Here is an 11,966-nt window from a genome sequence, read left to right on the forward strand (position 1 = left end):
AGAGAGAACGAATTTAACTCAGCGTACTCGAGTAAAAAGACTGAATAGAAAAACTATCAGTTATTCAAAATCCGAAGAAATGCACGATAAGGTGATAGGAACTTTTATTGAGCGTGAGTACTATTTTTGATATTCAATCTAACTATTTAATACATGACCATGCCATTGATCCAAATCAGGGCAAATATTGCCAGCACAGGTAATACAAAATCTGCCAAGCGTAGTTTTCCCAGAGGCATTAGGTTAAATGTTCTCTGATAACTGCGCCAACAAAGTAGTGAATAGGGTAACCAGATCAAAATAAATAATACTGGAGTAGCTAAGCTAGAACGGTATAACTCTACCGCATTAGGAAAAAAAATTGGCAGGAAAGATAAAGCAAACCAGCCGATGTAAACTGCCCCGCAAATTAATGAATGAGTAACTCTATCTGTGTATTGCATCATGCTTTAAGATAACTTCCGTTTAAACGTTTAAATCATAACGTTATACCACGAAGGCAGTTAAATTAAAGTAGTAAAATCCTATTAAGATAGGAGCTAATTATCTGAATTAATGAGCTTAAATTTATAGATATCTAACCATGAGTGAATATCAATATTACCATTTTTAACGGCTGGATAGCGTGTTGTCCGCACAGCAAAAAACCAGACTGAGAATGATCTCTAGTCGTGCCGAAATAAGTTCAAGTCATTTTTCTGTTCATTACAACTACAGTGATTTAAAGGCTGATCCAGATAAATTAATGGCTCAGTATTTTGATATAGGGCTTTATTATGCGAATTGGGGGCAGGTTATTTGCTATCTGAAAGTACCATCAGATACGAACCCTCAGGTATTTATGTGCATTGATGATGGAGATTCCGTGACCTGTGAGAAAGTGGATGGCTATGTGTTATTCACCTTTTCTGTGGACGAAAATGATTACTATATGGACGATGACGATGCAAAAGATTATTTAAATCATTTAGTTGAGTTACGTTCTGAACTGATGGAAGGGGATTATCGCCTGTTATATCTGCCCTGTCTGAAACGCGCATTTGATGGTGATAAGACGCTGGCTGAACTACCTCTGATTAATTTCAATTTTAAACAATTATCCGAAGCTCAATCGGCATTTGCAGAATTATTCGGTGTCCCTCCAGAAGCGTACAATGCCTTGGATATGCTGCTTAAATCATCACAGTCACATACCGTAGAGGTTAAATATCTGACTGCAACAGAGCAAGTTAACAGATTATCTGCATCAGATAAGGATTTATTATTGAAATCATTGGTAGTATTTGATTTTATTCACCCGCCCTTTTGTGGCTGTTTTTGGTGGGCGGGGGGCTTTATTGTGAGCCGGATAATTTCCTATTTTAACTGTGGATATAAATTCGCAATGGAACGAACCACTGCGGCAGTCGTCTGACAATCCACCACCGCCGTATGCGCCTTTCCCTTTACCGACACACCCGCAGCACGTGCTGCATTAACCAGTGAAATAGTACCATATCGGTTTGTCGCGCCATAAAACAGGGCGGATAACTCCATTGCACACCGGGACTGTACCTGTTTCAACCAGCGCGTATCCATCGCAAATGCTTTTGCGGTCTGGGCTATTATCCTGAGATCAAAATTTTCATTAAAAATAATCAGAGGACGGCTGATCAGGAGCGGGATAAGTTCATCAACAACCTGCGGCCATTGCGGTTCATTACGCAGAGCGATCAGGGTTATACCGTGAACATCTTGCGCTGCTTTATCAATCGGAACAGAAGGGCGGAGGCGACGCTGAAAAATCACCTGTCCATCTGTATCTGTAACGGCTATCTCAACGACCTGTGCCTGTTTATCTAACCCCGTGGTTTCGGTATCCAGAATATATGCACGTTCCGTGATCCATTGGTGAGCCAATGTGATCATTTTTTCCCGGAGAATCTTCTGGATAACCGCTTTTTCAGGAAACTGTTCTGCATCGGTCATTGTTATTATCCTTTCTTATTGCCGCATTTTTATCGGGCTATAAAGTACCAGATTGTAATGTAAACAATTGTACTAATAGCGCAATTAGCTCTTTTTACGGCCTCGCTTTTCTGGTTTCGCTGATTCCCGTTCGGCTTTAATTTTTTTCAGCAATGCTTCGGCGCTGTTTTCTCCGCTAATCAGTTCTGAATTATCCTTGCGCCATTTTTCGATCATGTATTCAACATGTTGATTGACTCTAAATATAATATTCTCTTTCGAGAATCTATAGTCATCCCCCGTTTTTGCAACACTAATTTTTTTGATGAATTTGAGGCTTGCGTAAACCTATCCGGCGTCACAGTGGGCAAAGATACCCGCGCCTTGATGCCATTAAGATTAAAAATTAGTACTGAACGTATCAAAGTTATCAGCTTTGACAAATTTGGCAGCGTTGGTTACCTCTTTACCATCTTTGTCTTTGCTTAACGCATTGAAATGCTCAACGCCACACTTGATCTTAGCCTTTTCAGCCTCACGCAGATCATCTGAGAATATGCTTGATTTTGTTTCAACCACAAAGTAAAGCTGCTCCCCCGCTCCATCATCTTTGTCTATTAATATTGCCCAGTCAGGATTGTAACTGCCCAGCGGGGTATCAATCTTGAACCATGATGGCAATTTGGAATAAATCTTCACTTCTTCAGCGCTTTCTAGCTTTTCGGCGAAGTTAAATTCGGTATCTGAATCGCAAATGATGTAGTCATATACCGATTTTTCAGCTTTCACCATATCCTTGAGGTAGCCAGTCAGCTCTTCTTCTTGGAAAAGCTCTTGGGCGTAATATGCCTCGTCACCAATACGCTGATATTTAACGCCATCTACAATGACAATACGCATCTGCTTACGGATAACTTCACCGACTAACTCGATAAAGTGCTGAGGATTTTTTTTGAAATTTTCCAGCTTATCTCCCAACCCTAGCAGAATATCGATAATTGTCTGACGGGTCAGATTGGTCTGGTCAGTTAGATAAGTCACGATATCTGGCAACTGGAAATTGCGATTGCGGTAGTACTGGATTTTTGTTTTCTCATCGTAGGTTTCCAATTCTGCTTCAGTAATAGCAACCTTAACCTTGGTGTACTGAAACTTGGCGCTGGCTACCGCTACGTTCGTTCTAATTTCCTTGATACAGTTTTCAACCAGCTTGTTGATACTAAAGTTAACACGATAAGTCGTTTTGTATTTAATCCGCCCCCAAAGAGCCTTGAAGGCTTCACCAAGTACAACCTGCTTACCATTTGTATCTTCACACAAGGCTACAGAACGTTTCTCTTCGTGTTTTTTCACGTTCAGGCCTTTTGCCAGTTTCTTCAACATGGCAACGATGGCATCAGTATGCTCAGCAACACTGGATGGCAGATTTACCTCGTTGTTATTGATGGCAATTTTCAGCACATCCTGAATCTTGCCTTTGTCATCGATATAACCTTGAGACAGAAGGTGCTGGAAGATCTCTTCTGACTTCTTCGTTCCCAAGAAGGCTTTCTGATCCAGTTCGCCAGAAACAACAATGTTGGCAAATTGGTGAGACTCAACCGCACCAAATTTAATGCCTTCTTCCGCTTCAATCTCTTTTTGCAGTTCAGAAACAAAGCTTTCATAAGATTCGTTTGCCATAACGGTCAGGGTATTTACCTCAAAACCGTAAGGCACTCGCTCACCAGATTGATCAACAGCTAAACGGAGGCCACGACCGATTTCCTGTCGTTTTTTAGTGATTGAGCTGGTTTCATTCAACGTACAGATCTGGAAAACATTCGGGTTGTCCCAGCCTTCTTTCAGTGCCGAGTGTGAAAAGATAAAGCGCAGCTTCTCGTCCGTAGATAGAAGCTTTTCTTTGTCTTTCATGATCAGGTTATAAGCCGACTCATCGGCCGCTGTTTTACCCCCTTCGCCTTTGGCTGAAAGCTTCGAATCAGCGAACTGAGGATTGCCAGAAGCATCTTTTTTCTTGTCCTGTGCAAAGTAGCCATCATGCACTGTTTGAGTGAGTTCTTGCAACGCTACTGCGTTGATGGTGTATTTATCTCCATCGTTATCCCAGATTCTCTGGTACAACACGCGATATTTGGACTTGCTAACCTGCTTGGTAAACTCTTCTTCAAACCACTTGGCAAACTTACCCTGAACAGGAACGCCATCTTTAGAGTAGCCGCGGTAGTTGGCAACCTTATCGATAAAGAACAGACTCAGCACCTTAATACCTTTCTGGCTTAGGATTTTCGAGTGGTCGAGCTTGTCATAGCCCGTTGTTACCTTGTGGTAGAACTTCAGCTCTTTTTCTAGGTGCTCTTCGATAGTTTTGGCTATTTGAATGCGCTTAAAGGCCTCCGAATCCACTTCGCCAATGGCTTGCCCAAGGCGCACAATTTCATCACGACTGGTAAAGTCAATATACTCATTACCTTCTTCGCAATAAATATCGTTGACGACATAGCCTTCATAAACACTACGCCCACCCGAAAGTTCGAATAAGTCATTGACCTGTCCATCTTTGATAGTTATTACCTTACGTGGTTGCAGCTTGCCTGTGCGCGTTTGAGCATCAATTTCAATCTTGGCAGAAATGGGGGATTTCTTATTATCAACACTCACTAGCTTAATATAGGCTTGGTTGTGCCCATCCTTAACATCCAGAGAAGCAACCTCAATTTGCTTAACCAGTTTGCGTTCATAGGCATCAATAGAGTCAAGCTTATACAGCAAGTGCGGCGCTTCTTTCAATGTGGCTGAATAACGGAATGTACACAGCGGTTTTAAGCTGCCAATCGCTTCTTTTCGGTTTGCCGTTGATACAACTGACTGTGGTTCGTCAATAATAACGACAGGGCGAGTAGCCTGAATAAATTCAATAGGCTTCATTCCGTTCAGCCTGTCATCTGTACGGTGAATCAGATTCGCGGTAGTTTCCTTCGTAGGATCGGTGAATGACTTACTGAACGCATCAATATTGATCACCATGATTTGAATGTAATCATTGGTAGCAAAGTTACGAACCTGTTCGCGCTTTGATGAGTCATAAACAAAATAGTCATATTGGATGTTTTTGTACTGCTCACGGAAGTGCTGCTCAGTGATTTGCAGTGATTTATAGACGCCTTCTTTAATCGCAATGGACGGCACCACGATAATGAACTTTGTCAGTCCATAACGCTGATTTAGCTCAAAGATAGAACGCAGGTACACATAGGTTTTACCTGTACCGGTTTCCATCTCAACACTGAAATCCAGACCTGGCAGTTCTTGCTTTGCGTTTTCAACCTGTGGCAAGCCATTCTTTAACTGAACATTACGCGTATTGGCATAAATTTCATCAGGCAATAAGGTAAGAGTATTACCGACACCGATGTCGTTGTTTTTACCAAAGATATCCAACTGCTGATTCGCCAGCACATTATCAGCTACAGTAAAATTGCATTGAAATGTTTCCTGCCCTTCAAACACACCTAAAACAGCTTCAACCGCATCGATTTGGTGTGATAAGTCCGATCTAAATTGAATCTTCATCACCACCACCTTAAATGCTTTTTACATCGTCGATACCATACTGTTTCAGGATCTGAATCACGTTGGTCTTCACTACGCTGTCTGCAAACCCTTGGTCTTTAAAAACGACTTGAGTATTTTCTGGATTGAGTTTTTCTTTCAGTTTGGCGATACCCTTAACCACCTGTTCAGTAATGCTATCGTCCAGGCAAACTATTAAAGAACCTGTACCAACAACAAATACCCTCTTGCCCTCGATTGTTGCTTCTTCAACATGAGTGGTTAATTCAATACCGTATTTAAGTAGGATTTCATAAAGAACGTCTTCTGCCGAGCGATCATCTTTAATTGATTTTAATGCGAGTTTAAGTGCTGGCTCCAAATTATCGAAGTTAACATCCCAAGAGCGAATATTAGTTTCATCAAGCTTAAATACTTTAAATCCATCTATTTGATATTCAGTTTTGTATTTTTCAATACTCATTCTAATTCTTTGTTTTCCCAGTTCTGTTAAGCTAAGAGGCTTACCCTGTTCATTTAAGTAATCCATTGACTCTTTTATTTGCTTTTTCATATCAGCACTGGCTAATTTGTAAGTGTTCTCTAAATTTTCTGGTAATTGAACTAATATGTAATTTAATTTAACATTGTTATTTTTACTTGCTATCATTGTCGCTTCACCAGTCGTTGCTGAACCAGCGAAAAAGTCCAAAACTATATCTCCATCATTAAGACATTTTAAAGAGCTAATCAGTTCAGTCACTAGTTTTAATGGCTTTTTCCCATTTTTGTAAGGAACTCCACCTTCATTATCAAGCCCTGTGGTCTTAATATGAGCCCAAAAATCACCAGGATGAACAAATAGGTTATCAGAGGCAAATATTAATTGTAACCTAGGATCTCGACTAGTTTCTGGATATGTTCCGCGTACTAGATATACTAATCCCTGAGCTGACTTAACAGAAAAAACACCACTTATTTCTTTGTTTTTCTTCTTTTCTTCGCTTAGTTTGTAAACGCTGCTGGATTTGACGCACTGACATATTCGCCAGCTATTATCAAAAAGCCATTCATTCTTTTTGGAGGCTGGTCCTTTATATACTTCGGAAAAAGACTTTAAAGTTATGCCTGATAAAATTTCATCTAGTTTATTTAACTGATCATCACTAAGATATTCCGAATCTTTTATAGAGTCATAAAAGTCTCTATTCTCCCTACTAAAATTATCCAAGTATATATTATACTCCGAGTCCCACATAGGTTTCTTTATTAGTGTAAATTCAATATTATTGATACCACTCGGTTTTATAGTAATAATATATTCTTTTAATTTTGGAATAGTGCCTAGTTTTTTGACACTAGCCATTTTTAAGCCACTAGCTTCACTCATTTTAACCGCAATGATTTTAACAGCATCGTATCCAAATATTTCCTCACAAATCTTCACTAAATTAAAGACTTCATTATCATCTATAGATATATATATTATTCCTTCTGGATGAAGTAAGTTTTTAGCAACAAGCAGCCGTGAAAATATCATATTCAACCAGCTTGAATGATACCTGCCAGAGGTTTCTCTATTAGTTGACTTCAATTGACCATTGATATTAATTTGCCCAGTTACCTCTAAATAGTTCCTCATATTATCATGATAATTATCTTTATAAACAAAATCAGTACCAGTATTATATGGCGGATCGATATAGATCATCTTTACCTTTTTATGGTAAGACTTTTGTAATATTTTAAGTACTTCAAGGTTATCACCTTCAATAAAAAGGTTCCCTGTGGTATCCCAATTCACACTTTCTTCTTTACAAGGGCGTAGCGTGCCTGTTGATGGAGTCAGGGCAATTTGGCGCGCGCGAGCCTTACCATGCCAAGTGAAGTTATAGCGCTCGTCTGAATCATCGATAGCTTCACCAAGCACAGCTTTTAAGGCATCAAAGTCGATTTTTCCTTCAGAAAATACCTCAGGGAAAAGTTGTTTAAGTTGAGCGATATTTTCTTGAGTGATATTCGTACTTTTGGATTCTGGGTAGTCTAGGGTGATTTTTTCAATTGTCATCAGAGGAATTCCATTTATTGCCAACTGAGCAAAACTCATGCTCGTGGTTCATATTCTTCGTTAAACTGTTAAATCATTGCCTTAATCGCAGCAACTTACTGTTTAAGTGTAGTAAAGAATCCCTGAAAATCTCATTAACATGAAAGTGAGATATAAAACTGAAACAATTGAAGCGCCAACATTCCGTTTAGACGAAATTTTTTGCGGCTATATTGAATCCCACCAACCGAATGATAGTGATATGCTCTCGGCTAACAGAGTTGTAATGATAGTCAAAAAACCATGTCCAGCACACAATAAAAAATCCGGTTAGCTTACGCATAACCGGATTTAGAGAGCATTCAGTTTTACAATACACCTATATTAACAGCGTATTATAGATATTATTCTACCGTCACCGATTTCGCCAAATTACGTGGTTGATCCACATCTGTACCTTTGATCAAAGCAACATGGTAAGAGAGCAATTGCAGTGGCACGGTATAAAAGATCGGGGCGATCAACTCTTCTACGTGTGGCAGGGAGATGATCTTCATGTTTTCGCTGTTGGTGAAACCGGCATCCTGATCTGCGAAGACATACAGCAAACCGCCACGGGCGCGGACTTCTTCAATGTTGGATTTCAGTTTTTCCAATAGTTCGTTGTTCGGTGCAACGATGATAACTGGCATATCCGCATCAATCAGTGCTAATGGGCCATGTTTCAATTCACCGGCAGCATAAGCTTCTGCGTGAATGTAAGAGATCTCTTTCAGTTTCAGTGCACCTTCAACTGCGATCGGGTACTGATCGCCACGGCCAAGGAACAGTGCATGATGTTTTTCAGAAAAATCTTCCGCCAGTGATTCAATCAGCTTGTCTTTGGACAGCATGCTTTCAATCCGGCTTGGCAGCGCATGCAGAGCGTGGACAATATTCTGCTCAAGGGAAGCATCTGCACTTTTCAGGCACCCCATATAAGCCACCAGCATCAGCAATACAGTTAGCTGAGTCGTAAAAGCTTTGGTGGATGCGACACCAATTTCAGCACCCGCTTTGGTCATCAGAGCAAATTCTGATTCACGTACTAAAGAGGAACCCGCGACATTACAGATGGTCAGTGATGTCAGGTAGCCCAGCTCTTTGGATAAACGCAGTGCAGCTAAGGTATCGGCTGTTTCACCTGATTGAGACAGGGTGATCAACAGGCTTCCTTTGCGGCGGGCAGGCTTTCGGTAACGGAATTCAGAGGCGATTTCCACATCACATGGAATACCCGCCAAAGATTCAAACCAGTAACGTGAAACCATGCCAGCATTGTAGGAAGTGCCACAGGCAACAATTTGGATATGTTCAACCTGAGACAGTAATTCGGCTGCCTTCGCGCCCAATTCTGATAGATTTACCTCGCCGTGTCTCAAGCGACCTTCAAGCGTTCTCTTGATCGCCATTGGCTGTTCGTAAATCTCTTTCTGCATGTAATGACGGTATACACCTTTGTCACCAGCATCATATTGAACATTAGATTCGATTTGTTCACGCTCAACGGCTTCGCCCTGCACATCAAAGATGCGAACAGTGCGGCGGGTGATTTCTGCTATGTCACCTTCTTCCAGATAAATAAAGCGGCGAGTTACCGACAGTAACGCAAGTTGGTCAGATGCCAGGAAGTTCTCACCCATACCCAGGCCAATCACCAATGGACTGCCAGAGCGCGCTGCTACCAGCACATCAGGCTGACGGCTATCCATAATCACGGTGCCGTAAGCGCCGCGCAATTGAGGGATAACACGCTTAACGATTTCCAGTAAAGAGCCGCCTTGTTGCTGTTCCCAGTGCACAAGATGGGCAATGGCTTCAGTATCGGTATCAGAAGAGAAAATGTAACCACGCGCTTTTAATTCTTCACGCAGTTCTTCGTGGTTTTCAATAATACCGTTATGCACAACCGCAATGTGTTCAGAAACATGAGGATGAGCGTTGCGTTCATTTGGTTCTCCGTGTGTTGCCCAGCGAGTATGAGCAATCCCCGTGCCACCAACAACGGGCTGCTTGTCAGCTTTATCTGCCAACATCTGCACTTTACCCACTTCACGTAGGCGGGTCATACGGTTTTCACTGTCAACTACAGCCATACCCGCAGAATCATAACCACGGTACTCAAGGCGACGAAGACCTTCGATCAGTATTTCTGCAATATCGCGTTGTGCTACTGCACCAACAATTCCACACATGTTGTTTTATTCCTAAAAACAGGGCGATGAAGCCCTTTTATGTCGCGAACCTGATTGTATTCCGGCTTTGCCGGTCCCCGAGCTTTGTAGAGATGGGGATTATCTCCCTTCATCTTTTAAGCCGCCGCACGGCAACTTGAAATCTGTTGGGAATTGTTATTATGGGTAGATCTTATTTATTTTTTCTTAACCGGACGCTGCCAGTTTTTAATGTGGGTTTGCTTTACGCGGCTGATGACCAGCTCATTTTCGGCAACGTCTTTTGTTACTGTGGTTCCGGCTCCGATAGTGGCACCTTTGGCAACGTTGACTGGTGCTACAAGCTGGGTATCTGATCCAACAAACACATCATCACCAATGATGGTTTTAAATTTATTAGCGCCATCATAGTTGCAGGTAATGGTTCCCGCACCAATATTCACGTTGTTGCCAATTTCAGAATCACCAAGATATGTCAGATGGCCCGCCTTAGAACCTTTACCCAGCGTGGTTTTTTTCATTTCCACGAAATTGCCAACGTGAGCTTTTTCCTCCAGCTTAGAACCCGGACGTAAACGAGCAAAAGGCCCGACTGTACATTCGGTGGCAATTTCAGAATCTTCAATCACAGTATAAGGACTGATTGCCGCGCCATCACCAATAACGCAATTTTTCAGAATACAGCCAGAACCGATATGAACATTATCTCCCAATGTAACGTGGCCTTCGATAATCACATTGGTATCGATTACTACATCACGGCCATGTTCTAGTTTGCCACGTAGATCAAAACGGGCAGGATCTAATAACATGACGCCCGCCAGCAATAATTTTTCAGCTTGCTCAGACTGGTAAATACGCTCTAATGCTGAAAGTTGAAGGCGATTGTTAACCCCTTCCATTTCACTTAAGCGACTTGGATGTACTGCTTTGATTTGACGCCCGTCTTTGTGCGCAAGTGCAATAATATCGGTAAGGTAATATTCGCCTTGTGCGTTATTGTTTTCCAACTTGGATAACCAACGTTTTAAATCACCACCATTTGCAACCAAAATACCCGTGTTGATTTCGTTGATTTTACGCTGTTCTTCCGTCGCGTCTTTCTGCTCAATAATACCCGTTACTTCACCATCTTCACGAATGATACGACCATATCCCGTTGGATTATCCAAAATAGCGGTCAATAAACCAATGCCACCTTCTGGTTTAGTTTCGATCAGGCGCTCTAAGGTATCTTTGGCAATCAAAGGCACATCAGCGTAAAGAATCAGAATATCTTCATCATCCGCAAAATGTGGTGCAGCCTGCTGCATAGCATGACCTGTACCTAATTGTTCAGCTTGCAGTATCCAGTTCAGATTTTGGTTGGAAAGTATTTGTTTCATTAGATCACCACCATGCCCATAAACCAGATGAACATTTTGGGTACCCAACTCTATTGCGGTATCAATGACATGCTGAACCATTGGTTTACCGGCCAGCAAGTGCAGAACTTTGGGAAGAGCAGAATACATGCGGGTTCCTTTACCTGCGGCAAGGATCACAACACTTTTTGCACTAATTGGTTTAGGCGTAATAGACATAAGAAACCTGACAATTCCAATTTTAAGTATGAAAGTAAACCTGTTTGCGAAACAAATTACTACATATTTCGCAATGCAAAAAAGCCAGTTAGCTTTCACCAACTGGCTTTTTATCTCACTGCCTATACCCTTTATCTTTCAAATTGGGCCTGTTGGCTGCAATTCAAAATCTATTGGGTATTATTACATCATCTTTTTTGTCAGTTCGATAACGCGAAGTTTCGCGATCGCTTTCGACAATTCAGCAGATGCCTGAGCATAATCAACATCACCGTGAGAATTACGGATGTGTTCTTCTGCCTTGCGCTTAGCTTCAAGCACTTTAGCTTCGTCCAAATCCTTACCACGGATCGCTGTATCGGCCAGTACGATAACGCCGTTTGGCTGAACTTCAAGAATTCCACCTGATAGGTAGATAAATTCTTCTTCACCAAACTGCTTAACAATACGTATCATGCCCGGTTTTATGGCAGTAAGCAGTGGTGTGTGCTGAGGATAAATCCCCAATTCACCTTCACTGCCTGTCACCTGAATTTTCTGTACCAGCCCTTCAAACATATGTTTTTCAGCACTGACTACGTTCAGGGAGAACGTCATTGCAGCCATATCAACCTCCCGTCAGCC

Annotated in this window: 10 protein-coding genes; 2 read left to right on the top strand and 8 right to left on the bottom strand. The window is 41.6% G+C overall.

All coding sequences use genetic code 11. From position 1 onward, the window contains the following. Window positions 1-130 (top strand): IS1 family transposase (locus Xhom_RS03765; RefSeq protein ID WP_244590775.1); only part of this gene is annotated, 130 nt, incomplete at its 5' end. A 16-nt stretch (window positions 131-146) separates the two neighbouring features. Here the strand turns inward: Xhom_RS03765 and Xhom_RS03770 are convergent. Further along, window positions 147-446, bottom strand: a complete 300-nt coding sequence (locus tag Xhom_RS03770) for a hypothetical protein (protein WP_069317455.1) — start codon at window positions 444-446, stop codon at window positions 147-149. A gap of 182 nt (window positions 447-628) precedes the next feature. Between Xhom_RS03770 and Xhom_RS03775 the strand changes: the two genes are divergently transcribed. Continuing rightward, the gene (locus Xhom_RS03775) at window positions 629-1,414 is read left to right on the top strand and encodes a hypothetical protein (RefSeq protein ID WP_244590772.1); all 786 of its coding nucleotides are present in this window, start codon (window positions 629-631) and stop codon (window positions 1,412-1,414) included. Here the strand turns inward: Xhom_RS03775 and Xhom_RS03780 are convergent. The 7 genes from Xhom_RS03780 to Xhom_RS03815 all read right to left on the bottom strand — a co-directional run bounded on the left by Xhom_RS03780 (window position 1,357) and on the right by Xhom_RS03815 (window position 11,948). Then, window positions 1,357-1,968: a 3'-5' exonuclease gene (locus Xhom_RS03780; protein ID WP_069317456.1), complete on the bottom strand. Its 612-nt coding sequence runs from the start codon at window positions 1,966-1,968 to the stop codon at window positions 1,357-1,359. The genes Xhom_RS03775 and Xhom_RS03780 overlap by 58 nt on opposite strands. A gap of 84 nt (window positions 1,969-2,052) precedes the next feature. Continuing rightward, window positions 2,053-2,184 (bottom strand): hypothetical protein, encoded by a 132-nt coding sequence (locus Xhom_RS36325; protein ID WP_418384727.1) that lies wholly within the window; start codon window positions 2,182-2,184, stop codon window positions 2,053-2,055. Between the two features lie 162 nt (window positions 2,185-2,346). Then, entirely contained in the window at window positions 2,347-5,520 is a 3,174-nt protein-coding gene (locus tag Xhom_RS03795; RefSeq protein ID WP_069317457.1) for a type III restriction-modification system endonuclease, read from the bottom strand. Between the two features lie 10 nt (window positions 5,521-5,530). After that, window positions 5,531-7,567 (bottom strand): site-specific DNA-methyltransferase, encoded by a 2,037-nt coding sequence (locus tag Xhom_RS03800; RefSeq protein WP_069318526.1) that lies wholly within the window; start codon window positions 7,565-7,567, stop codon window positions 5,531-5,533. A gap of 383 nt (window positions 7,568-7,950) precedes the next feature. After that, the gene (glmS, locus tag Xhom_RS03805; RefSeq protein WP_069317458.1) at window positions 7,951-9,780 is read right to left on the bottom strand and encodes a glutamine--fructose-6-phosphate transaminase (isomerizing); all 1,830 of its coding nucleotides are present in this window, start codon (window positions 9,778-9,780) and stop codon (window positions 7,951-7,953) included. Window positions 9,781-9,956: 176 nt separating this feature from the next. Beyond that, a complete protein-coding gene (gene glmU / locus Xhom_RS03810; RefSeq protein ID WP_069317459.1) occupies window positions 9,957-11,342 on the bottom strand; it encodes a bifunctional UDP-N-acetylglucosamine diphosphorylase/glucosamine-1-phosphate N-acetyltransferase GlmU in 1,386 nt (461 codons plus the stop codon). A 183-nt stretch (window positions 11,343-11,525) separates the two neighbouring features. Beyond that, window positions 11,526-11,948: a F0F1 ATP synthase subunit epsilon gene (locus tag Xhom_RS03815; protein ID WP_069317460.1), complete on the bottom strand. Its 423-nt coding sequence runs from the start codon at window positions 11,946-11,948 to the stop codon at window positions 11,526-11,528. Between the last annotated feature and the right edge of the window lie 18 nt (window positions 11,949-11,966).

It is taken from the genome of Xenorhabdus hominickii (assembly GCF_002632725.1).
In the GTDB taxonomy this organism is placed as follows: domain Bacteria; phylum Pseudomonadota; class Gammaproteobacteria; order Enterobacterales; family Enterobacteriaceae; genus Xenorhabdus; species Xenorhabdus hominickii.